19 protein-coding genes are annotated in these 23,965 nt (G+C 60.3%); 11 read left to right on the top strand and 8 right to left on the bottom strand.

All coding sequences use genetic code 11. The features are described 5' to 3' along the window. The first annotated feature begins 5 nt into the window (after positions 1-5). The 3 genes from fdhF to BR48_RS0104300 are packed head-to-tail and all read left to right on the top strand — an operon-like array spanning position 6 to position 4,070. The gene (gene fdhF, locus BR48_RS0104310) at positions 6-2,885 is read left to right on the top strand and encodes a formate dehydrogenase subunit alpha (RefSeq protein ID WP_027230173.1); all 2,880 of its coding nucleotides are present in this window, start codon (positions 6-8) and stop codon (positions 2,883-2,885) included. A 2-nt stretch (positions 2,886-2,887) separates the two neighbouring features. Then, entirely contained in the window at positions 2,888-3,829 is a 942-nt protein-coding gene (fdhD, locus tag BR48_RS0104305; protein ID WP_027230172.1) for a formate dehydrogenase accessory sulfurtransferase FdhD, read from the top strand. Beyond that, complete coding sequence (locus BR48_RS0104300) at positions 3,822-4,070, top strand: formate dehydrogenase subunit delta (protein ID WP_027230171.1); 249 nt, start codon at positions 3,822-3,824, stop codon at positions 4,068-4,070. Before fdhD ends, BR48_RS0104300 begins: the two co-directional genes overlap by 8 nt. Before the next feature lie 4 nt (positions 4,071-4,074). On the opposite strand, the gene BR48_RS26115 is transcribed toward BR48_RS0104300, so the two are convergent. Further along, positions 4,075-4,254, bottom strand: coding sequence for a hypothetical protein (locus BR48_RS26115; RefSeq protein WP_155810807.1), 180 nt, complete (start codon positions 4,252-4,254; stop codon positions 4,075-4,077). Positions 4,255-4,348: 94 nt separating this feature from the next. On the opposite strand from BR48_RS26115, the gene BR48_RS0104290 reads away from it, so the two are divergent. From BR48_RS0104290 to pbpC, 3 genes are all read left to right on the top strand, one after another. Then, positions 4,349-5,245: a LysR substrate-binding domain-containing protein gene (locus tag BR48_RS0104290; RefSeq protein WP_027230170.1), complete on the top strand. Its 897-nt coding sequence runs from the start codon at positions 4,349-4,351 to the stop codon at positions 5,243-5,245. A gap of 96 nt (positions 5,246-5,341) precedes the next feature. Continuing rightward, positions 5,342-10,789: an alpha-2-macroglobulin family protein gene (locus BR48_RS0104285; RefSeq protein WP_027230169.1), complete on the top strand. Its 5,448-nt coding sequence runs from the start codon at positions 5,342-5,344 to the stop codon at positions 10,787-10,789. Next, a complete protein-coding gene (gene pbpC / locus BR48_RS0104280; protein ID WP_027230168.1) occupies positions 10,789-12,873 on the top strand; it encodes a penicillin-binding protein 1C in 2,085 nt (694 codons plus the stop codon). The genes BR48_RS0104285 and pbpC overlap by 1 nt, the downstream gene beginning before the upstream one ends. A 48-nt stretch (positions 12,874-12,921) precedes the next feature. On the opposite strand, the gene BR48_RS0104275 is transcribed toward pbpC, so the two are convergent. The 6 genes from BR48_RS0104275 to BR48_RS26530 form a co-directional block, all read right to left on the bottom strand. Continuing rightward, positions 12,922-13,248: an RcnB family protein gene (locus BR48_RS0104275; RefSeq protein WP_027230167.1), complete on the bottom strand. Its 327-nt coding sequence runs from the start codon at positions 13,246-13,248 to the stop codon at positions 12,922-12,924. 129 nt (positions 13,249-13,377) lie between these two features. Then, complete coding sequence (locus BR48_RS0104270) at positions 13,378-14,631, bottom strand: D-amino acid dehydrogenase (RefSeq protein ID WP_027230166.1); 1,254 nt, start codon at positions 14,629-14,631, stop codon at positions 13,378-13,380. Positions 14,632-14,852: 221 nt separating this feature from the next. Next, positions 14,853-15,062, bottom strand: coding sequence for a cold-shock protein (locus BR48_RS0104265; RefSeq protein ID WP_027230165.1), 210 nt, complete (start codon positions 15,060-15,062; stop codon positions 14,853-14,855). Between the two features lie 324 nt (positions 15,063-15,386). After that, positions 15,387-15,641, bottom strand: a complete 255-nt coding sequence (locus BR48_RS23780; RefSeq protein ID WP_174207676.1) for a hypothetical protein — start codon at positions 15,639-15,641, stop codon at positions 15,387-15,389. 50 nt (positions 15,642-15,691) lie between these two features. Next, positions 15,692-15,889, bottom strand: a complete 198-nt coding sequence (locus BR48_RS0104255; protein WP_027230164.1) for a hypothetical protein — start codon at positions 15,887-15,889, stop codon at positions 15,692-15,694. 229 nt (positions 15,890-16,118) lie between these two features. Then, on the bottom strand, positions 16,119-16,442 hold the full coding sequence (locus BR48_RS26530; RefSeq protein WP_210165008.1) for a hypothetical protein: 324 nt from the start codon (positions 16,440-16,442) through the stop codon (positions 16,119-16,121). Positions 16,443-16,680: 238 nt separating this feature from the next. On the opposite strand from BR48_RS26530, the gene BR48_RS0104245 reads away from it, so the two are divergent. Together BR48_RS0104245 and BR48_RS0104240 are read left to right on the top strand one after the other, a co-directional pair. Then, positions 16,681-18,141 carry a Ppx/GppA phosphatase family protein gene (locus tag BR48_RS0104245; protein WP_027230162.1) on the top strand — a complete coding sequence of 487 codons (1,461 nt, stop codon included), beginning with the start codon at positions 16,681-16,683 and terminating at the stop codon, positions 18,139-18,141. Continuing rightward, positions 18,134-18,835 carry an RlmE family RNA methyltransferase gene (locus tag BR48_RS0104240; RefSeq protein ID WP_036813285.1) on the top strand — a complete coding sequence of 234 codons (702 nt, stop codon included), beginning with the start codon at positions 18,134-18,136 and terminating at the stop codon, positions 18,833-18,835. Before BR48_RS0104245 ends, BR48_RS0104240 begins: the two co-directional genes overlap by 8 nt. Before the next feature lie 187 nt (positions 18,836-19,022). On the opposite strand, the gene BR48_RS23775 is transcribed toward BR48_RS0104240, so the two are convergent. Beyond that, the gene (locus tag BR48_RS23775) at positions 19,023-20,426 is read right to left on the bottom strand and encodes an MFS transporter (protein ID WP_036813283.1); all 1,404 of its coding nucleotides are present in this window, start codon (positions 20,424-20,426) and stop codon (positions 19,023-19,025) included. Between the two features lie 231 nt (positions 20,427-20,657). Here BR48_RS23775 and BR48_RS0104225 point away from each other — a divergent pair, with 231 nt between their 5' ends. The 3 genes from BR48_RS0104225 (at position 20,658) to BR48_RS0104215 (ending at position 23,962) form a co-directional block, all read left to right on the top strand. Beyond that, a complete protein-coding gene (locus BR48_RS0104225; protein WP_051614525.1) occupies positions 20,658-21,644 on the top strand; it encodes an MBL fold metallo-hydrolase in 987 nt (328 codons plus the stop codon). 258 nt (positions 21,645-21,902) lie between these two features. Next, the gene (guaB, locus tag BR48_RS0104220; RefSeq protein WP_027230159.1) at positions 21,903-23,405 is read left to right on the top strand and encodes an IMP dehydrogenase; all 1,503 of its coding nucleotides are present in this window, start codon (positions 21,903-21,905) and stop codon (positions 23,403-23,405) included. Positions 23,406-23,422: 17 nt separating this feature from the next. Next, positions 23,423-23,962 carry a DinB family protein gene (locus tag BR48_RS0104215; RefSeq protein WP_027230158.1) on the top strand — a complete coding sequence of 180 codons (540 nt, stop codon included), beginning with the start codon at positions 23,423-23,425 and terminating at the stop codon, positions 23,960-23,962. Positions 23,963-23,965: the final 3 nt, after the last annotated feature.

Here is a 23,965-nt window from a genome sequence, read left to right as displayed (position 1 = left end):
AGACAATGTCCCTGATTCATGAAATCGATTACGGCACGCCCGCCTCGCGGTCCGAAAAGCTGGTCACTCTGACCATCGACGGAAACGAGGTGACTGTGCCGGAGGGCACGTCGATCATGCGCGCCGCCATGGAAGCCGGCATCGAGGTTCCAAAGCTCTGCGCCACGGATATGGTCGACGCTTTTGGTTCCTGCCGCCTGTGCCTCGTCGAGATCGAAGGTCGCGGCGGCACGCCCGCTTCCTGCACAACGCCCGCGATGCCAGGTCTGGTCGTCCATACGCAGACGTCGCGCCTGAAGGATATCCGCAAGGGCGTGATGGAGCTTTACATCTCCGATCACCCGCTCGACTGCCTCACCTGCGCCGCCAATGGCGATTGCCAGTTGCAGGACATGGCCGGCGCCGTCGGGCTCCGGGATGTTCGCTATGGCTATGAGGGCGAAAACCACGTTTTTGCCAGGGCGGGGACTGTCGCCAATGACCAGTGGCTGCCCAAGGACGAGTCCAACCCCTATTTCACCTATGACCCGTCGAAATGCATTGTCTGCTCGCTCTGCGTGCGCGCCTGCGAGGAAGTGCAGGGCACCTTTGCGCTGACGATCCAGGGCCGCGGCTTCGACAGCCGCGTGGCCGCTGGCCCGCATGACAGTTTCGTCGAAAGCGAATGCGTATCCTGCGGCGCCTGCGTGCAGGCCTGCCCTACGGCGACGCTGACGGAAAAGTCGGTCATCGAGATCGGCCAGCCCGAGCATTCGATGGTGACGACCTGTGCCTATTGCGGTGTCGGCTGCTCGTTCAAGGCCGAGATGCGCGGCGAAGAACTGGTGCGCATGGTGCCGTGGAAGGACGGCAAGGCCAATCGCGGTCACTCCTGCGTCAAGGGCCGTTTCGCTTACGGCTATGCGACACACAAGGACCGTATCCTCAACCCCATGATCCGCGAGAAAATCAGCGATCCGTGGCGCGAAGTTAGCTGGGACGAGGCCTACAAGCACGTCGCCAGCGAGTTTCGCCGTATCCAGTACCAGTATGGCCGTAACTCCGTCGGCGGCATCACCTCGTCGCGCTGCACCAATGAGGAAACCTACCTCGTGCAGAAGCTGGTGCGCGCCGGTTTGGGCAATAACAATGTCGATACCTGCGCTCGCGTCTGTCACTCGCCGACCGGCTATGGCCTGAAGCAGACGTTCGGCACTTCGGCCGGCACACAGGATTTCGACAGCGTCGAGCATACCGATGTCGTCATGATCATCGGCGCCAACCCGACCGATGGACATCCCGTCTTCGCCTCGCGTTTGAAAAAGCGTTTGCGCAAGGGCGCCAAGCTGATCATCGTTGACCCGCGCCGCATCGATCTTGTCCGCAGCCCGCACATCGAGGCCGCCTATCATCTGCCGCTGCGCCCCGGCACCAACGTGGCGGTCGTCACGTCGCTCGCGCATGTCATCATCACTGAAGGGCTTTTTGACGAGAGGTTCATCCGCGAGCGCTGCGACTGGGACGAATTCCAGGATTGGGCAGCTTTTGTCTCGTCTCCGGAACACAGCCCCGAAGCCACCCAGCAGATTTCGGGCGTCGATCCGCAAATGCTGCGCCAGGCTGCGCGCCTTTTCGCGACCGGCGGCAACGGCTCCATTTATTACGGTCTCGGCGTTACCGAGCACAGCCAAGGTTCAACGACGGTTATGGCCATCGCCAATCTTGCCATGGCGACCGGCAATATCGGACGCCAGGGCGTTGGCGTTAATCCCCTGCGCGGCCAGAACAACGTTCAGGGTTCCTGCGACATGGGCTCGTTCCCTCACGAGTTGCCGGGTTACCGCCACATCTCGGACGAATCGACCCGCGATATATTCGACAAGCTCTGGGGCGTGAAGCTCCAGGATGAACCCGGCCTGCGTATTCCGAACATGCTCGATGCCGCTGTCGATGGCAGCTTCAAGGGGCTCTATGTGCAGGGCGAGGATATCCTCCAGTCTGATCCCGACACCAAGCATGTTGCTGCGGGTCTCGCCGCGATGGAGTGCGTCGTCGTCCACGATCTCTTCCTCAACGAGACGGCCAACTACGCCCACGTATTCCTGCCGGGTTCGACCTTCCTCGAAAAGGATGGGACGTTCACCAATGCCGAGCGTCGCATCAACCGCGTGCGCAAGGTGATGAGCCCGCTCAACGGCTATGCTGACTGGGAGGTTACGCAAAACCTCGCCAAGGCGATGGGGCTCGACTGGAACTATACGCATCCGTCGCAGATCATGGACGAAGTTGCGCTGACGACGCCAAGCTTTGCCGGTGTATCCTACGAACTCCTCGAAAGAGAGGGATCGGTGCAGTGGCCGTGCAACGAAAAGGCGCCGCTCGGCACGCCCATCATGCATATTGACGGCTTCGCGCGCGGCAAGGGCAAATTTATCCGCACAGAATATGTCGCGACCGACGAGCGTACCGGGCCTCGCTTCCCGTTGCTTTTGACGACTGGGCGTATCCTGTCGCAGTACAATGTCGGTGCGCAGACGCGCCGGACCGACAATGTCGTCTGGCATGAAGAGGACCGCCTCGAGATCCATCCGCACGACGCCGAGCAGCGCGGCCTGCGCGATGGCGATTGGGTGAAGGTCGCAAGCCGTTCCGGCGAGACAACACTGCGCGCCCTGATCACCGATCGTGTGTCGCCCGGCGTCGTCTATACGACCTTCCATCACCCTTCGACGCAGGCCAACGTCATCACCACGGACTTTTCGGACTGGGCAACCAATTGTCCGGAATACAAGGTCACGGCGGTGCAGGTGGCTGTATCGAACGGGCCCAGCGACTGGCAGGTCAAATATGACGAGCAGGCGCGCCAAAGCCGCCGGATTGCGGCGACGCTCGACGCGGCGGAATAGCAATGATCGAGCGGCCGACCCGGCTTTCAGTCCCGCGCATCATCCGTCGCCGTAAAGGCGTGGATGACAGCTATGCGGTGGAAGGCCGGATTGTGCCCGAGGAAACGCCGATTGCCTTCAGCTATAACGGCACCACCCACGCTGTCATGATGGCGACACCTGCCGACATGGAGGATTTCGCCGTTGGGTTCAGCCTTTCCGAAGGGATCGTTTCGCAGCTTGGCGAGATCAGCGAAATTGCCGTCGAGGAACATAATGAGGGTGTAGATGTCCAGCTGCGTCTTGCGACCGAAGCCGGGCAGGAATTGACGGACCGTCGCCGGCGCATGGCGGGTCCGGTCGGCTGCGGGCTGTGCGGCATTGAATCGATCGAGCAGGCGTTGAAGCCGGTCGCTTCGGTGGAGAAGGTGCGCCTGACGCTGACGCCGCAGGAGATCGCCGATGCCATGACCACCTTGTCGAAGCGCCAACCGCTCCACGGCGAGACCGGTGCGGTGCATGCGGCAGGCTTCTATGTGCCGGGGCAGGGCATCGTCGCGGTGCGCGAGGATGTCGGCCGGCATAATGCGCTCGACAAGCTCGCTGGCGCGCTGTGCCGGGCCGGTATTGACGGCGAGAGCGGCGCGGTTGTCATCACCAGCCGGGTTTCGATCGAAATGGTCCAGAAGACCGCGATCATCGGCGCTTCGATGCTCATTGCTGTCTCTGCCCCGACTGCGCTGGCGGTTCGTACGGCAGAAGCTGCCGGCATGACGCTCGTTGCGCTGGTGCGGGGCGAGGAGTTTGATGTCTTCACCCGGCCGGAACGCGTCCCGCATGTGCTGACGCAGGTGAAGACCAAAGCCGACGAGGCGGCAGCCAGTGCCCCGGCAAAGGCCAATCCCGATTCCGCCGCATCCACACTTATTCAAAGTCCGACAGTTCAATTGGTGCAATATGGATAGTGAAAGCCACAAGTCGACGGAACAGAAACTGGTCTACATGGCCAATCAGATCGCGGGCTTCTTCCACACGCAGCCGAAGGACGAGGCGATTGTCGGCGTCGCCGAGCATATCAACCATTTCTGGGAGCCGCGCATGCGCACCCAGCTCTTCGCCATCCTCGACAAGGACGGCAACGGCCTGGATGATCTCGTCATCGCCGCCGCCAAGCATATCCGCAAGCCTGGATCGGTTGCCGCCTGAATTGTTATAGGCGACACACCGAGCGGGCATCGAAAGGCAAATCAGCCAACTCGTCGAGGCACATCGCGTCGAGAACGGGATGCGATAACGGATCCCGTTGCCAGTCGAGGATTTCGCTGTCGCCGTGCTCCCATTTTGCGATCGCGGACCGCCAGAAAATGCGCATCAAAAAGAAAATCTTCATAATCGATCTCCTTGAACTCGAGATTTGCGCTATTATTGGCCGAGCGATCAGCCGTGCAATCAAGATTGCCGATATTGGCATGAAGAAAATCTAAATGAAGAATCTCAACCGGTTTCATTTGAACGGACTAAAAGCCGTGGAAGCGATCGGACGACTTGGCTCATTGCCCAGAGCGGCCGATGAACTCGGCGTCTCGATTAGTGCCGTCAGCCAGCAATTGATCCGCACGGAGGAACAGATCGGCCAGGCGATCTTCGAGCGTACGCGGGCCGGTCTGGTGCCGACGGGCTTCGGCCGCAGCCTGCTGCCACGCCTTGCCGATGGTTTTCAGCAAATTTCGCAGGCGGTCGCGCTTGCCGAGAGTACCGAACAGGTGCTGCTCCTGTCCGTCGCGCCCACTTTCGCCTCGAAATGGCTGGTGCCGCGGCTCGGGCGGTTGCGCGCTGCTTACCCCGATCTTAAAATCCGCATCGATCCGTCTCCGGGGCTGCTCGATCTCAACCGATCCGATATTGATCTTGCCATCAGGCTGGGCAGCGGTGACTGGCGCGACGGCGCGCCGGAACGCCTGCTGCCGCAATCCATGTTCCCCGTGTGCACTCCGGCCTTTGCCGCACGCCTGTCTTCGCCAGCCGACATCTTTCGCCAGCCCATCATCTGTTACGAAAATCCGATGTTCAGTTGGGATGAATGGCAGGTCGCGACGGGCCTTCAAGGGCCGCTGCCGTTTGACGGGCCGACCTTCTCCGATCCATGGCTCGCGCTGGAGGCGACGATCAGTGGGCAGGGCATCATGCTCGCCTGGGACCTGTTCGTTGAGGACAGCCTTGGCGACGGGCGGCTCGTCGCGCCGTTTCCAGCCCGGGTGCCGTCGCCGATCGCCTATTGGCTGGTTTCGCCGAAAAATCGCAAGCCGACGCCGCAGATGCTGCGGTTCCAGCGCTGGATCCGCACTGAAATTCAACAGAAGGGCGCTGCAGCTTCCGTATGATCTGTTGACAAGTTACGGCGAAGTTTGAACAGTGCCCAGCGTCGACATTGAGGGCCGGAATCTGCCGGTCCTGAGCGTTGGGAGGCCCTGATGTCCATGCGTGCTGTTTTCGGCTTTTCTCTCTTGGTTTTCAGTATGTTCGCAGCTTACGCGCCAGCCGGGGCAGCAGAGACGAACCGTGATGTGGTCGTAACCAAGGACGGCGATTATTTCGGTTTCGATCTTCGAACGGAACAGGATGTTACCCAAGACCAATGTGAGGTTGTTTGCCTCGCTGATCGCACTTGCAAGGCTTTCACCTATAACCCCAAGGCCAGGTGGTGCTTTCTCAAGTCGGATTTCAAAGAGCTGAAGCCGGCGCCGGGATCGATTGCCGGCAAGGTCGTCGAAACGGCGGCAGAACCTGATATCGGAGCGCCGCCAAAGCTGCAATTCCTGTCGGATCAGCTCGTTCAGGAGGCGCGGCAGGTCAAGGGAGGCTTGACGGCGACGGACGCGCAGAAGGCGCAAGGCGTCGATGGCATTCTGGCCGCTGCGCGGGGGGAGCTGGCTGCGGGCAATCTCGAAAATGCGCTGAACAACTTCAAGACGGCTCTCGCGTTGACCCCCGATGACAGCGCGCTCTGGATCGAGACGGCTCGCGCTGCCAATCGCGCCGACAAGAACACCTATATTGCCGGCCAGGCCACGCTGGCGGCGCTGAACGGCTACCAGCTGACGCGCATGGCTTCGAGCCGTGCCGATGCGCTCGCCGCCCTCGCGGTAGCACTGCAGAACGCCGAGAATTATCGCGCTGCCCTCAGCGCCTACAAGGCCAGCCTCGAGCTTGTCGACGACAAGACGGTGGCGGCTGCTTATGCAGACTTGAAGGCCCGGCAAGGCTTCCGCGTTGTCAACCATACCATTGACGCGGACAGCGCGACGCCGCGCGCCTGCGTGCAGTTCTCCGAGCCTCTGGTGAAGATGGGCACGGACTACGCGCCGTTCGTCACGCTAAACGGGGCACCGCCAAAAGCCATGGAGGCGAGCGGCAGCGAGATATGCGTGGAAGGTCTGGAGCACGGCCAGCGCTACAAGCTCGCCCTGCGGCCCGGTCTGCCGTCCTCCGTTGGCGAGGCGCTGGAAGCACCTGTCGATCTTGACCTCTACATCCAGGATCGCTCCGCCATGGTGCGATTCACCGGTGACAATTTCGTGCTGCCAAGCACGGTCCGTCGTGGAATTCCCATCGTTTCGGTCAACACGGCGAGCGCCAATCTGAAGCTTTACCGTATCGGCGACCGTGGTCTTGCGCCGCTGATGACAAGCTCGCAATTCCTGACCCAGCTCGACGGCTACAACGCGCAGCGCCTGCAGGACGAATCGGGTGAACTCGTATGGCAGGGCGCGATCGACATTCAGTCCGAGCTCAACAAGGACGTGGTTACGAGTTTCCCGGTCGATGAAGCGCTGCCCCAGCGCAAGCCGGGCGTCTATGTACTGACCGCCGTTTCGCCGGATTCGAAAGCCGAGGAGTGGGACGCACAGGCAACGCAGTGGTTCGTCGTCTCCGACATCGGTCTGACGACCTATGCCGGTACGGACGGGCTCAACGTTTTCGCCCGTTCGCTGGCGACAGCACAGCCGCTTATCGGTGTCGAATTGCAGCTTCTCGCCAAGAATAACGAGATCCTCGGCACGGCCACCACTGACACGGAGGGAAGGGCGACCTTCACCGCTGGGCTAATGCGCGGCACCTCAGCCACCGCACCCGCCGTAATCACCGCCAAGAACGGCGATGCTGACTACGTGTTCCTCGACATGACGCGCGCCGGCTTCGACCTCTCCGACCGCGGCGTGACAGGCCGCGCGGCCCCCGGCGCAATCGACATATTGGCCTGGACGGAACGCGGCATCTATCGCGCCGGCGAGACGGTGCATGCCTCGGCATTGGCGCGTGACAACGCCGCCAACGCCATCGAAAAACTGCCGCTTACCTTTATCTTCAAGCGCCCCGACGGGGTCGAGGACCGCCGCATGGTCAGTGACGGGGCGAATCTCGGCGGCCATACGCTCGATCTCGCGCTCCAGCCCAATTCCATGCGTGGCACCTGGACCATGCAGATCTTTACCGATCCAAAGGCATCGCCCCTCGCGGAAAAGCAGTTTTTGGTGGAGGACTTCGTGCCGGACCGGGTCGAATTCGACCTGACCAGCGACGCAAAATCGATCGAGATCGGTCAGCCGACGCCGGTCAAGGTCGATGGGCGCTACCTCTATGGCGCTCCGGCCGCGGGGCTCGATCTTGAAGGCGAGATCGCCCTGAAGCCGACGCATGAAAGCGCCGACTTCAAGGGCTATTCCTTCGGTCTTGCCGATGAAGAGGTCAGTGAGGACTCGCGCATTCCGCTGGAGGATCTGCAGCCGCTGGACGATGCCGGCAAGGGCACCTTCGATGTCCTGATCAGCGACGCACCCTCGACAACGCAGCTTCTCAATGCCGACATTGTCGTGCGTATGCAGGAGGCAGGCGGCCGCGCTGTCGAGCGGACGCTGACGCTTCCCGTCAAGCCGGCAGGACCGATGATCGGGATCAAGGCGGAATTTGCCGGCGACCTGCCGGAAAACTCGGTTGCGAAATTCCATGTGATCGGCATCGACCAGAACAACCAGAAGCAGGCGATGCAGGGTCTCGAATGGAAACTGGTCAGCGTCGAGCGCAACTATCAATGGTATCGCGACGGCAATTCATGGAAATACGAGCCGATTCTTTCGACGAAGCAAGTCGCGAGCGGACAAGTGAACACGACAATCGACGGCGCGGAGATTTCGGTGCCCGTCACCTGGGGCCGTTTCCGGCTCGAGGTTGAAACCACCGCTGCGGACGGCCCTACATCGAGCGTCGAATTCGACGCGGGTTACTATGTCGCCGCAACATCGACGGAAACGCCGGACGGCCTCGAAATCGCTCTCGACAAGTCGAATTATGCGCCCGGGGAAACGGCGAAACTCAAGGTGTCGCCGCGCTTTGCCGGTGAACTTCTCATCGCCGTTGGCGCAGACAATCTCCTCCTCACCAAGCGCGCCAACATACCTGCCGAAGGTGGCGAAGTCGAAATTCCGGTCACTGCCGATTGGGGCGCTGGCGCCTATGTCACGGCAACTCTGTTCCGCCCGGGCAACGACCAGGAAAGCCACATGCCGATGCGCGCCATCGGTGTCAAATGGCTGGGGGTCAATCCGGGCGATCGCAACCTTGACGTCAAGCTCGACGTCGTACCAAAGACGGAGCCCCGCAAACCGCTCAACATCGCGCTGCAGGTCACCGGTGCGGGGGCAAATGAAAATGCATTTGTCACCGTCGCTGCCGTTGACGTTGGCATTCTCAATCTCACGCGCTACGAAGCCCCCAACCCCGATGCATGGTATTTCGGACAGCGCGAACTCGGCATCGAAATTCGCGATCTCTACGGGCGCCTCATCGATGGTTCGCAGGGCGTGACCGGCAAGCTGCGCACTGGCGGCGACGGTGCGCAGATGCCGATGCAGGGGAGCCCGCCGACCGAAAAACTTGTCGCCTTCTTCTCGGGTCCGGTAAAACTCGACCCGCAAGGCAAGGCCAATGTCAGCTTCGACATACCGCAGTTCAACGGCACGGCACGTATCATGGCAGTCGCCTGGTCGAAGGCCGGGGTAGGCCATGCCACGTCTGACGTGATCATCCGCGATCCCGTCGTCGTGACAGCCAGCATGCCGAAGTTCCTCGCGCCGGGCGACAGGTCGTCGCTTCGGCTCGACATCGCCAATACCGACGCACCGGCCGGCGATTATCAGCTGCAGGTAACGACCAACCCGGTGGTCAGTGTCGAAGCGGCGAACGCCTCGCAGACCATCAACCTGCCCGCCGGTGGCAAATTCGACATTACCCTGCCGCTAAAGGGAGAACACCCGGGCGACGGCGTCGTTTCGGTGAAGCTTTCGAACGCGGCCGGCCTGTCGCTCGAGCAATCCTTGAATGTTCCGGTACGCGCGGCAACGCTGCCGGTCACTGTACGCAAGCCAATCAAGATCGCACCGAACAGCACGCTGAAGGTGGATGGCGAATTGCTGGCGGGCAGCATCCTGCAAGGAGCTTCGGTGAGCCTTAACGTGACGCGTTCGGCTGCCTTCGACATTCCGGCGCTGTTGATGACGCTCGATCGCTACCCCTATGGCTGCGCCGAGCAGACGACGAGCCGGGCATTGCCGCTGCTTTACATGAGTGAACTCGCCAAGCAGTCGGGAATTGCGGAGGATACGGACGTGCAAAAGCGCGTCCAGGACGCGATTTACCGCGTGCTGTCCTACCAGTCATCTTCAGGCAGCTTCGGCCTCTGGAGCCCCGGAACGGGCGATTTGTGGCTCGATGCCTATGTAACCGACTTCCTCACCCGCGCCCGCGAACAGAAATATGAGGTGCCGGAACAGGCCCTGGTGCAGGCGCTGGAAAACCTGCAGAATTCGCTGACCTATGACGTAAGCGTCAAGGACAAGGGCAATGAGATTGCCTATGCGCTCTACGTGCTTGCGCGCAACCGCAAGGCGGCCATCAGCGACCTGCGCTATTATGCCGACACGAAACTTGCCGAGTTCCCAACGCCGCTGGCGCGGGCGCATCTCGCCGCCGCCCTCTCGCTCTATGGCGATGCGCAGCGTTCGCAAAGCATCTTCACCGATGCGCTGCAGCAGTCCACACTCGTTACCAATGTCAGCCTCGCGCGCTCCGACTATGGTTCATCGCTTCGCGACGATGCTGCCGTCCTTGCCCTTGCCGCGGAAAGCCGCCCGGTCCCGCCGATCATTCCGCAATTGTCGAAGATCGTCGCGAGCGAGTGGGAGCGCAAGACCTATACGAGCACCCAGGAACAGACGTGGATGCTGCTGGCGGCGCGTGCCATCCAGGGCGGCGATCAGGATTTGAAGCTTGACGTGAACGGCACGGCGCGGACCGGCGGCTATGTCGCGCGCCTGAGCGGTGACGAGCTCCTCGCCCAGCCCGTCTCGATCACCAACACATCGGCGGAACCGGTCTCCGCGGTTCTGACGACCCTCGCGTCGCCGGCGCAGCCATTACAGGCGGGCGGCAACGGCTTTGGCATAGAGCGCACCTACTACACGCTGGACGGCCAGGAGGCCAATGTCAGCGAGGCCAAGCAGAACGAGCGCTATGTCGTGGTGCTGAAGGTGACCCAGAACAATAGCTGGCCGTCACGCGTCCTCATCACCGACCTTCTGCCGGCTGGCTTCGAGATCGACAATCCCGGCCTCGTCAACAGCGCCAGCCTGTCGAATTTCGACTGGATCGGCGAAGTCGAAGCTGCCCATACGGAATTTCGCAGTGATCGCTTCGTTGCGGCCTTCGACCGCGCCAACGGCGACAGTGGCGAGATAACGCTTGCCTATGTGGTGCGCGCCGTAACCCCCGGCACCTATGATCATCCGGCAGCGAGCGTAGAGGACATGTATCGTCCGCAGTTCTCGGCGCGCACTGCCACGGGCCGCATGGAGGTCGTCGCAGGACAATAATGTCGATCTGGCGCAAACTGTCCATCGGCATGGCGGCCAATCTGGCTTTGGCTGCTACGTTGGCGTTTGGCCTTGCCGCAGCCGATCGTGCCTATCCGCCGCCCTTGCAGAAAGCCCGCGACGTCTCCCCGGAGGTCCTTGACGTTGACGGGCAGTTGCTTCGTGCATTTGCAACACCTGGTGGGCATTGGCGGCTGGGCACAAAAGCCGCCGACGTCGATCCGCAATTCGTGCGCATGCTCATCGCCTATGAGGACCAGCGCTTCTGGCAGCATCGCGGTATAGATCCGATCGCGCTCGCCCGTGCTGCCGTACAGCTTGTCGCCAATGGCCGCATTGTATCGGGCGCTTCGACACTCTCCATGCAGGTGGCAAGGCTGATCGAGCCAAGAGAAGGGCGCTCGCTGACCGCCAAGGTGCAGCAACTCGTTCGTGCGCTGCAGATCGAGCGACGCCTCAGCAAGGCCGAGATACTCGATCTTTACCTGACTCTTGCGCCCTATGGCGGCAATCTGGAAGGCGTGCGCGCGGCAAGCCTTGCATATTTCGGCAAGGAACCACGTCGCCTGACTGTGGCGCAAGCGGCGCTTCTCGTCGCTCTGCCGCAATTGCCCGAACGGCGCCGGCCGGACCGCAACCTTGCGCTGGCCGAGGCGGCACGTTCGCGCGTACTGCACCGGATGGCGGTTGAAAAGGTCGTCGGCGACGGAGAGGCGGATCGAGCCGAACTCGCATCGATCCCGGCGCAAAGATTGCAGCTGCCGGCCTACGCTGCCCATCTCGCCGAAGCCGCAAGGCGCAAGGAACCGGACACTCTCCGGCACATAACCACGCTGCGGCGGCCGGTCCAGCAGGGGCTCGAAGGCGTGGCGAAGGACTTTGCTGCACGGTTTGGGGCAAAAGTGTCCGTTGCCATGGTGATGGCGGATGTGCGCACCGGCGAGATCGTCGGCGAGGTCGGATCCGCCAATTACTTCGATGCCAGCCGTTCCGGCTGGATCGACATGACGCGCATCAACCGCTCGCCCGGATCGACGCTAAAACCGTTCATTTACGGGCTCGCCTTTGAAGACGGTCTCGTCAGCCAGGAGACGATCATCGAAGACCGGCCGGCCGATTTCTTCGGCTACCGCCCGCGCAATTTCGATATGAGCTATCAGGGCGATGTCAGCATCAGGCAGGCATTGCAGCTCTCGCTCAACGTTCCGGCCGTGCGCCTTCTCGATGCGGTTGGTCCGGCGCGGCTGATGATGCGCTTTCGCCGCTCCGAAATCAGGCCGGTCCTGCCACCGAATGAAGCGCCCGGGCTTGCCATCGGTCTCGGCGGCGTTGGCATAACGCTGAAGGATCTCGTCCAGCTCTATGCAGGGCTTGCCAACCGGGGTAGGCCCGTCCGTCTTGGCGACGGCATTCAGGACAAGCCCCGGCAAATTATGGCCGAACCGCTGCTCGAGCCGGTCGCGGCATGGAACGTCGCGGACGTCCTTTCGGGCGTCATGCCTCCACTCGGCGCCGGCCAGCGTGGCATCGCCTACAAGACCGGTACCAGCTACGGATACCGTGATGCCTGGTCGGTGGGTTTCGATGGCAATTATGTGCTCGGTGTCTGGGTGGGCAGGCCCGACAATGGCGCGGTTCCGGGACTCACCGGTTTCGGGTCGGCAGCACCGATCCTTTTTGAGGGCTTCGCCAAATCCGGCGTCGCCATTACACCGCTGCCTCCAGCACCTGCCGGTGCAGCACGCATCGCACAGGCGCAACTGCCGATCAGCCAGCGACGATTCTCGGTAACGTCGAGCGGCCTCGTCACAGCATCGACGCGGGAGCCGGCGCCGCAAATCGTCTATCCGCCCGAAGGAGCAAGGGTTGATCTCGGTGCAAAGGCGGACGGCGAAATCATGCCGTTGGCATTGAAGCTGCAAGGCGGTCGCGCCCCGTTCCGCTGGCTTGCGAATGGCAAGCCGTTGCCGGAAACATCGCGCCGCCGCGTCAATCAATGGCTGCCGGATGGCGGGGGTTTTTCGACGCTCACCGTCATCGATGCAGCCGGACGGGCAGCGAGCGTTCGCGTCTTTGTTGATTGAATCGAAAAGGGCGGCATCTGAACGCCGCCCTTCGAATATTTTCTACGCTCAGCGAGCCTGGACAAGCGCGGAAATGATACCCGTCGCGATGCTGACCATGACGTAGTCATTATCGGCCTTCACCCACTGATAACCGCGCGGTGGGGTGCGCAGGTGATAACGATGGTAATCACGCACGACATGGCGGCGGTAGCTCGGCGGAAGCTGCTTACCCCGCGACCAGTGATTTCTTTTCACGGTCACCGTTTTCTTGACGACAACTTCGTTTTGCGGATGGCCGTAGCGGTAACCCTGGTGCGAATGTTGCTGCTGGGCGAAAGCCGCTGGGGATGCCAGCAACGATAGGGCAAGTGTTGCCAGAGCGATCTTTTTCATTGTGTTACCTCGTCTGTTGCGTGGCTGAACTAAGCCACAGGTTGTCTTGGGAGACACCCCTGGTTTAGTCCTGACGAGATGAATGAAATCTGAACGCCAATCTAAACAATTTGTAATGTTTAAAATGGGTTAGCCGTACCGCGTGATTTCAAGCGGAGATGCGTCGACATCCGGCGATTTGCCAGAGACGATATCGGCAAGGACGCGCCCGGAACCGCAGGCCATGGTCCAGCCAAGCGTGCCGTGTCCAGTATTGAGGTAAAGATTCGAATATTTGCTGGCCCCGATAATCGGCGGACCATCCGGTGTCATCGGCCGCAGACCGGTCCAGAATGTCGCCTTGGAAAGATCGCCGCCACCCGGGAAGAGATCGCCGACCGAGTGATGCAGCGTTGCCCGCCGCGCGTCGCGAAGGCTCAGGTCGTAACCGGAAATTTCGGCCGTTCCGCCAGCGCGAATGCGATCGCCGAGACGCGTGATCGCGACCTTGTAGGTTTCGTCCATAACCGTCGAAACCGGTGCCGAATCCGGATCGGCAATTGGCGCCGTGATGGAGTACCCCTTGATCGGGTAGACCGGGATGTGAACGCCTATGCGCCGCAAGAGGAAAGGCGAGTAACTGCCGAATGCCACCACATAGGCGTCGGCAGTGAACTCCTCGGTTTCCGTCGAGACGCTGGCGATGCGATTTCCGGATGTGTTTATCGACGTGATGGTGGTGTTGAAACGAAAGGCGACGCCTTTTTCGGCGCATAGCTTTGCCAGCTTGTCGGTGAACATCTGGCAATCGCCGGTTTCATCGCCGGGAAGACGCAGGCCGCCGACGAACTTGCCTTTGACATTGGCAAGTGCGGGTTCCGCACCGATGCAGCCCGCGGGATCAAGAAGTTCATAGGGAACGCCGAACTGCTTGAGCACCTCGATGTCGCCGGCCGTTCCTTCATATTGCTTCTGGGTGCGGAAAAGCTGCAACGTGCCTTGCATGCACTCGTCATAGGCGATGCCGATTTCAGAGCGCAGCTCCTTCAGGCAGTCGCGGCTATATTCGGCAATGGGCACCATGCGCGCCTTGTTGCGGGCATAGCGGGCCGAAGTGCAGTTACGCAGCATCCGGATGAGCCAAAGCGCCATATAGGGATCGAACTTTGGCCGCACGACCAAGGGCCCGAAATGCATCAGCATCCACTTGATCGCCTTTACCGGAACGCCGGGACCGGCCCATGGCGAAGAGTAGCCGGGTGAAATTTCCCCTGCATTGGCAAAGCTTGTTTCGAGCGCCGGCCCAGGCTGGCGATCGACGACGACAACGTCATGTCCCGCCTGCGCCAGATACCACGCCGATGTGACACCGACGACGCCACTGCCCAGAACAAGTACTTTCATCGCCGCAATACTCCTTCGATGCGGATTCGTTACCGCCGCACTGTCATATGGCGTGATGCTTCTTTCCAGACATTTCTTTGCAATGCGATGAAATGTCTTGGTTTTCCCGAATGTCATAAATCCGGGCAAAATAAAAGGCCGGGAAAACCCGACCTTCTCAAATTCATCTCGCAACCAGTGCCAGTACATCCGTGGTCAAAGACCGCAGAGACGAATTATCTTTAGGCAGCCTGCAGCTGATCAGCTGTCATCTTGCCGGACTTGTTGTCACGGACCAGCTGAAAGCTGATCTTCTGACCGTCGTTGAGGCTGCGCATACCTGCGCGCTCAACTGCGGAGATGTGAACGAACACGTCTGCCGAACCATCATCCGGCTGAATGAAGCCGAAGCCCTTTGTGGAATTGAACCACTTTACTGTTCCAGTGCTCATGATGAACCCTTTCAATGGAAATATTTCTACCCTCGGCACGACGCGCCAAGCAGTTTTTTAGCTCGATTTTTGAAGAAGGATTTTTTCAGAGCGCCTAGTGGCGCAATAAAAGGACTGACAAACTACCAAATACCGATGGGACTTATATAAACACCAGGCTTTATTTCGTCAATGCCACAACCCAATAAAATATTTGCGTGTAATATAACGAATTGCCTCGGTGCTTCAGATAGCCATTTCTATTTGAAAATATTTATCGCCGCCTTCAAAGGACGGAGAACGGCCGTCCGTCCATGCGAACTCGGATTGAGCTCAAGAATGGGATCATCTCGCCTTTGCCTTGCGCACAGTCTTCGATTTCGTCGCGGGAGCGCGCGTGGAGACTTCCGTCTGTTCCGCAGCTTCCTTCGCAAGGCGCAATGCCTTGAGACGCGCGGTCTTGTTTTCCCATTTTGCGGTTTCATCGTTGATAATGGCGGTCGCCGCAAGCGTTGTGGCCAGATTCTTCTGCTCGGAAGGACTTAGAACGGGTTTTGGCTTTACGCCCACCGCGGGTATTTGTTTAGGACTATGTTTCATCGTGCCTCGCTTTACTCTGCTACAAGCTTCGCACGTGACGCCGCTGAAGTCTATCGCGCCGGGGTCTGGCGTCCCGGCTTCCAGCCACGCGCAAAGCCATAAGACAGGGCGAGCGAGGCATACTCGATCTCGCGCAGAAGGAACTCGCGTTCGGAAAGCAGCGCGGCAATCGTCGCCCGAGCATCGCCCTGATGGTAGGCCAACGCCTCATCGATTTCATCCTCCGGTTGCCGGGATATCGCGTTCATCAGAATCTCCTTTTCCAAGAGATTGCCACAACCAGACCTATATGAAAAGGAATTTGTTCCTGTTTTGTTCGCGCGCGGAGCCTTGGTGGTGGATTGGTTTTGCGGGCCGATCGGTTGCGCTGCGCTACTCCAGATACGTAGCAAACTGCCCTTGCGCGGTTGCGGATTGGTTCGCTACCGCGCACTCCAACGTTCTGTTGATCAGTTCAGGAAGTGGTATGTCGGCTCGTCAACGCACAGACGCAATTACCACGCCGCCGCCGACCGCTTCACTCTGGGTGAAATTTGGTTCGGACCGCGCAAAGGCGCTGCCGACAAGCCAAATGACCACGAGGAAGATCAGGGTCGCTGCACACAAAAGTATAAGGCCGACCACGGAAACCGGCCTGTGCTCATGCTCTGGCATAAAGGATCCATCGACTACGGTTGTACAATGAAGAAATACAACCAGAAATTGCAAATAAAGCGTGTTCAGCAGTTCGTTGAGGGTGTCGGCGTGGGATTCTGGCGGAAGGATCGACGGAACGCTACTAACATATGATCGTTGCTGCACATATTGGCCGCTCCTAATCCCTTTGGATTAATGTGGCGGAACATTCATGGAACAACAGGTTGCCAGATTTTACGGCGGGCGTGGATAAAGGTTCGTGATCTTGATGGACCACGCTTCGCGCTAATTCAGCTCGTGCACTTTAATATTTGTCAAAGCGTGTTACATTATGTTCAACGTTAATTGAAAAAGCGTCCTGCTGCGTCCTTCAGGGTTCGCGCGGCGCTCAAAGGAAAATATCTTGAAAGACCCCGAAACGGGCGCGGGCAACGCGCCGCACGGAGGGGCGTCTGGCGGTGGCACGGTGCTGAATGGCAGCACAGGTCACCCCAAGAATGGGCCCGGGCCTCACGGGGATTCTGCGCTCGATGCGCGGAACGACCAGCCTGATTCCCAGGAAGGACGCTTCGACAAGAATCCCAGGAAACGAGCACGCCGTCGCAGGCGCGGCAAGTCGAAACAGGCGGCTGTTTCGAATGCACCTTCGCTTGCGCCAACGCCTGTTTCAGTTTCCACTGCTGAAACGCCTGCCGCTGCCACCAAGCATGGAAAGAATCGCCGGCCCAATCGTTTTCGTCGGCGTGGCCGGGCCGGTGTAAAGCCGCCAGCGTCCGCAACGCCGGCGCCAGCGACCGTTTCTGCAACTGCATCGGCAACACCGCAACCGCAGTCGTCTCGGCAAGACTTCCGCTTTTCTGGGCCCCTTTACGCCGCGCTCGATCTCGGCACGAACAATTGCCGTCTTCTCGTTGCCTCGCCGACGCGTCCCGGGCAATTCCGTGTCGTTGATGCATTCTCCCGCATCGTGCGGCTCGGCGAGGGACTTGGCGCCAGTGGACGGCTCGGCGACAGCGCCATGAACCGCGCCATCGAGGCATTGAAGATTTGCCGCGACAAGCTCGAGAATCACGATGTTCGCAAGGCGCGGCTTATCGCGACCGAGGCATGCCGTCAGGCAGAAAACGGTCCGGAATTTCTGGGGCGGGTCAAGGACGAGACCGGGCTTGAACTCGAGATCATCAACCGGCAAACCGAAGCACGCCTGGCCGTGTCCGGGTGCGGCACCCTGGTCGAGCGCGAGACCGATGCTGTCGTCCTCTTCGATATTGGCGGTGGCTCATCCGAAATCGCGCTGATCGACCTCACCGAGCGTCGTTCGCCGCGTCTTGCCGAGCACATCATCGCCTGGACGTCGCTTCCGGTCGGGGTAGTAACACTTGCCGAACGCTTCGGCGGGCGCGACGTGACGACGGACAATTTCGCCGTCATGGTCAACCACGTTGCCGAGCTGCTCAATGATTTCTCCGAGCGGCACAAGCTCGGCGATCTCGTCAAGAGCCAGAATTTTCATCTTCTCGGCACGTCCGGCACCGTCACGACGCTGGCTGGCATCCATCTCGGGCTCGAACGCTACGACCGGCGCCGCATCGACGGCATCTGGATGGAGAATAACGACGTAACCGAAATGACGAGCAAGCTCCTCTCCTGGAGCTTTGACCAGCGCGTCGCCAATCCCTGCATCGGGGCTGACCGCGCTGACCTCGTTCTGGCCGGCTGCGCCATTCTGGACGCCATTCGCAATGTCTGGCCGAGCCAGAAGCTGCGTGTGGCCGACCGGGGTTTGCGCGAAGGCATCCTGACTGAACTCATGTCGCGCGATGGGGCGTGGCGCAATCGCTGGCACCGGAGTGCACATGGCTAAGACAACAACGGGCGGGCGCGGCGGCACGGGAACGCGCGGCCTTCATACCAAGATCAAGAAGAAGGCGGGGACGATCAAGGAATCGTCGCGCCGCTGGCTGGAACGGCACATCAACGATCCTTACGTGCAACGATCGAAGCAGGACGGCTATCGCTCGCGCGCCGCCTACAAGCTCATCGAGATCAACGACCGTTACAAGATCCTGAAGAAGGGCCAGCGTATCATCGATCTTGGCGCCGCCCCGGGCGGCTGGAGCCAGATCGCCGCGTCGATTGTCGGGTCGCTAGACGAGCAACCGACCGTCGTCGGCATCGACTATCTGCACGTCGATCCCCTGCCGGGCGTCACGCTTCTCGAAATGGACTTCCTGGACGATGCCGCGCCGGACAAACTGATGGAAGCGCTCGGCGGCCAGCCGGATATCGTGCTCTCCGATATGGCGGCACCGACCACCGGTCACCGTCGCACCGACCATATCCGCACCACGCATCTTTGCGAGGTCGCGGCGGATTTTGCCGTTGCGGTGCTGCGGCCCGGCGGGCATTTCCTGACGAAGACGTTCCAGGGCGGGACGGAAAACGAATTGCTGGCTTTGCTGAAGAAAAACTTCAAATCCGTCCATCATGTGAAGCCGCCGGCGTCGCGCGCCGAGTCTGTCGAGCTCTATCTGCTGGCACGCGATTTCAAGGGATGATGCCAGTATCCTGACGTGGAAATAACGAGGAAAGTGCTAAATTCTGTCTTGGAGTGAGGGGCGAGCTTTCGCCCGCCCCCCGTTTCCTTATCTAATGAAATGAACCCGGATGCAGACTTGCCAGCCGGTCCGGGTTCTTTTCATTGTAAGGGGGAAATACTCCCAAAAGCACCTCTTTAGCGTTCGCCTACTCCGCCGCGGCCGGCACTTTCACCAATGGCCGGTGGCCGGAAACTTCTGCGCCTGCATCGGCTCGCAATCCCCGGAACGACAGGCACGCGAAGCTCGATACTGCCGCGACGATGAAGAACGCGATGTGAAAATCGGAGAGTTGCAGCGGGCCGCCATGCATCTTGGTCGAGACCTCGAGTATGCCGCCTGCAACTGCAACGCCGAGCGCAATGGAGATCTGCTGGGCAACGGAACTGATAGGTGTTGCAAGGCTCGTCTGTTCATTCGGGATGTCCGCATAGGCGAGCGCATTGGTGCCGGTGAAGAACAGCGAGCGGAAGAAGCCGCCGGCAAGAAGGACGAGGATCATCAGTACATAGGGCGTTTCCGGGGTGAAGAAGCCATTGACGGCGATGAATGCTGCGGCGACCACCGATCCGTACATCAACGAGTTGCGGAAGCCCGTCTTCCTGTAAAACCATTTCGTCACCAGCTTCATGCTCATTGCGCCAGCGGCGGAGACAAAGGTGATGAGACCGGATTGAAACGGTGTCATGCCGAAGCCGATCTGGAACATCAGCGGCAGCAGGAACGGCACCGCGCCGACGCCTATTCGAAACAAACTTCCCCCGACTATCGATGCCCGGAACACCTGATTCTTGAAGAGATCGAGCGAGAGAAGTGGCTCCGGCGTCTTTCGCGCGTGAAGCAGGTAAAGCACAGCAGAAACAATCCCGAGCGCCAGCGTCGAAAAACCGACCCACGAGGGGAGGGCAGGCAGGCTCACGACGGAAAGTCCGAAGACAATGCCGGAGGCGGCGATGCCACTCAGGAAAAATCCGGGAACATCGAGCGGCCGCTGGATCAGCGTTTCGATGGCCGGAAGATAGCGCGTGGCGAACCATATGCCGATAATGCCGATCGGAACGTTGATCAGGAAGATCCAGTGCCAACTGAAATAGGTCGTCAGAAACCCTCCGACCGGTGGACCGAGCAAGGGCCCTATGAGCGCGGGCATGGTGAGCCAGGCCATCGCACCGACAAGTTCGCTGCGCGGCGTCGAGCGGACGAGAACGAGGCGGCCGACCGGCGTCATCATTGCGCCACCGACACCTTGAAAGAACCGCGACACGACGAAGGCAAATAGTGATCCCGACGCGGCACAGGCAATGGAGCCGAGGACAAAGACGACGATCGCCGCGCGAAACACGTTCTTTGCTCCGAAGCGATCGGCCATCCAGCCGCTGACGGGGATGAACACGGCCAGTGAAACGAGATAAGCGGTCAGGGCGAGTTTCAGCGCAATAGGGCTCGTACCGATATCCGCAGCAATTGCCGGAAGCGATGTCGAGATAACGGTGGAATCCATTTGCTCCATGAACAGAGCGACGGCAAGGACGAGGGGAACTATGCGGTTCACGATGTTTCCAGTTCTCACAACCGAGAAAACAGGAGGCAGGGTCCGATACGCAGGACTCAGTTGCTCTTGATGAAAGCTCCGATAGCACCCGCTGTTCCGGCGCTCAAGCCGCGATCAAAGAGATGTGATCCGGCAACGCCGTCTTGTGATCGATTTGCCATGGCCGCAAGGACGACGGGTTCGCATGCCGGTGTAAGCTTGGCTGTTGAACGAATACACAGGAGAGGCGTCATGCAAAGTTTCGAGATTTCCCGCCGCGACTTGCTCGTGGCCTCCACAGCAGCCATCGGAGGTTTGACGATGCCGCAATTGATTGCCGATTCCGCCATGGCCGCCGCCGTGCCCCAGTCGGACACGCCGCCGCCGGGCTTCAAGCGGTTCAAGCTTGGCGAGTACGAAATTACCACCGTCCTCGACGGACTGCGCCCAGGTGACGGACCCTATCCAACCTTCGGCGCCAACCAGACGCAGGAAGCCGTCTCACAATTGATGCGGGCGAACTTCCTGCCGGAGACGAAATTCGTCAACGGCTTCTCGCCCGTGCTGATCAATACCGGATCGGACCTTATCCTGTTCGATACGGGCTTCGGGGCGGCCGGACGGGAGAATGGCCTCGGCAGGCTCGAGGCCAACATGAAGGCCGCCGGCTATACGCCCGACCAGGTTAGCATCGTTGTTCTCACGCATATGCATGGCGACCACATCAACGGTCTCATCAACGGCGACACGCCGGCATTCCCCAATGCCAGCATCGTTGCCGGCGAGCTCGAATATTCGTTCTGGACCGACCCGGCCCGCATGGGAACGCCGGCAGAAAACGGTGCGAAGGCCGTTGCCGCCAAGGTCAAGCCGCTTGCCGAAAAGATCAAGTTCATCAAGGCCGGGGATCCTGTCGCGTCCGGCATCACCAGTGAAGCAGCTTATGGACACACCCCGGGGCATATGATCTTCCACATTGAATCCGGTGGAAAACACCTCGTCATTACAGGTGACACGGCCAATCATTATGTCGCCTCGTTGCAGCGGCCGGATTGGGAAGTCGCCTTCGATACGGACAAGGCCATGGGGGCCGCAACCCGCAAGAAGGTCTTCGATATGATTGCGACCGACCGCTTGCCTTTCATCGGCTACCACATGCCGTTCCCCTCGGTCGGCTTTGCCGAGAAACAGGAAGGCGGCTATCGCTTCGTTCCCGTCACCTATCAATTCGACGTCTGATCGTTGGCAGCCCTGTGGACCGCCGGCCGGGCATCGCGCCCGGCGGCGTGGATTTGCCTCAATATCGTGCGCCTGCAGCGCCGCGATAGACCACCTGTAGATCCGATGGCGATAAGTTGATCGTATTTGAATTGCGTTTGAGCCTTTTCAAACGGACATATCCGTGTTACCAGCCCGTGCCAATTCATCTGAACTGAACGTGATCGGCGCTCCACCCGTGTGGTGCGCCCTTTAGTCTTTACCGCAAGGAATTGGTCCATGGCAAAAATCGTTGAATCCGCAACAGGCGCATTGGCACTGACATTTGACGATGTCCTGCTGCAACCCGGTCATTCCGAAGTCATGCCCGGTCAGACCGACATTCGCACCCGCATCGCTCCGGATATCGAACTCAATCTCCCGCTGCTTTCCGCCGCCATGGACACGGTTACCGAGTCGCGGCTCGCCATCGCCATGGCTCAGGCCGGCGGCATGGGCGTCATCCACCGCAACCTCTCCCCGGAACGACAGGCGGAGGAAGTTCGCCAGGTCAAGAAGTTCGAATCGGGCATGGTGGTCAATCCTGTCACGATCGGCCCTGATGCCACGCTCGCAGATGCACAGGCGCTGATGCGGTCGCATGGCATTTCTGGCATTCCCGTCGTCGAGAATGCCGGTGAGGGCAGTCGCAGACCGGGACGGCTCGTCGGCATTCTCACCAATCGCGACGTACGCTTTGCATCAAACCCTGCGCAAAAAATCCACGAACTGATGACGCGCGACAACCTCATCACCGTGCGCGAGAACGTGCAGCAGGACGAGGCGAAGCGCCTCCTGCATCAGCACCGCATTGAAAAGCTGCTGGTCGTCGACGATCGCGGCCACTGTGTCGGACTGGTTACGGTCAAGGACATCGAGAAGTCGCAGCTCAACCCGAATGCCGCGAAGGACGCCCAGGGACGCCTGCGCGTGGCGGCCGCGTCGAGCGTCGGCGAAGACGGCTTTGAACGGGCTGAACGGCTGATCGCCGCCGGTGTCGATGTTCTCGTCATCGATACCGCGCATGGCCATTCGCAGCGCGTTCTCGACGCGGTGACCCGTGCAAAGAAAATGTCGAATGCCGTGCGCATCATCGCCGGCAACGTGGCGACTGCCGCTGGAACGCAAGCCCTCATCGACGCCGGCGCCGACGCCGTCAAGGTCGGCATCGGCCCTGGTTCGATCTGCACCACGCGCATCGTCGCCGGGGTGGGCGTGCCACAGCTTTCGGCCATCATGTCGGCCGTCGAGGCAGCGCAGAAGGCAGATGTTCCGATCATCGCCGATGGCGGCATCAAATATTCTGGCGATTTCGCCAAGGCTTTGGCGGCAGGCGCCTCGGCCGCCATGGCCGGTTCGGCTTTGGCGGGTACTGAAGAAAGCCCGGGCGAGGTCTATCTCTATCAGGGGCGGTCGTTCAAAGCCTATCGCGGCATGGGCTCCGTAGGTGCAATGGCCCGCGGTTCGGCCGATCGCTATTTCCAGGCTGAAGTGCGCGATGAATTGAAGCTGGTGCCGGAAGGCATCGAGGGACAGGTCGCTTACAAGGGCCCGGTCGCGGGTGTGCTGCACCAGTTGGCAGGAGGCTTGCGTGCATCCATGGGTTATGTGGGTGCCAGGAACTTGGAAGAATTCCGCGAAAAGGCTACATTCGTGCGCATCACCAATGCCGGTCTGCGCGAGAGCCATACCCATGATGTCACGATCACACGTGAGAGCCCGAACTATCCGGGCGGCAACTGACAAAAGGGCGGAAGGCGATGACTGACAGCGCCCTCCGCGACCACTTTTCGGCCATGGCGCGCAACAGCGCCTGGTCCAACCATCGCCTTCTGACCGCCTGCGAGCAATTGACCGACGAGGAATTCGCACAGGAGCGCACCAGCTTTTTCCCGTCGATCCAGCTTACGCTCAATCACAATCTGATAGTTGACCATATCTATATGGCCGACATGATCGGCAAGGGCCGGCAGAATGTGGGGATCGAAGGCGACGTGCCGTTTCCGAAGGCGAGCGATCTGAAGCGCGCCCAGGAAGAGTTCGACATTAGCCTGATCGAATTTTGCGATGGCTTGAGCCCAGAAGATCTGGACCGCGTCATTTCGATCACGTGGCGCACCGGCGACACCTCGCAGGAGCCGATCCGCCTCGTGCTGTCGCACCTTTTCGTCCATCAGATCCATCATCGCGGTCAGGCCCACGCAATGCTTGCGGGGACGCAGGTGCCGCCGCCGCAACTCGACGAATTCTTCCTCAACTACGACAGCCCGCGCCGTCAGGGCGAACTATTCACGCAGTGAGTC

The sequence above is a fragment of the Phyllobacterium sp. UNC302MFCol5.2 genome, from assembly GCF_000686005.1.
Taxonomy (GTDB): domain Bacteria; phylum Pseudomonadota; class Alphaproteobacteria; order Rhizobiales; family Rhizobiaceae; genus Phyllobacterium; species Phyllobacterium pellucidum.
The sequence above is the reverse complement of the archived record's forward strand: the minus strand, read 5'-3'. Positions and strand labels throughout refer to the sequence as shown.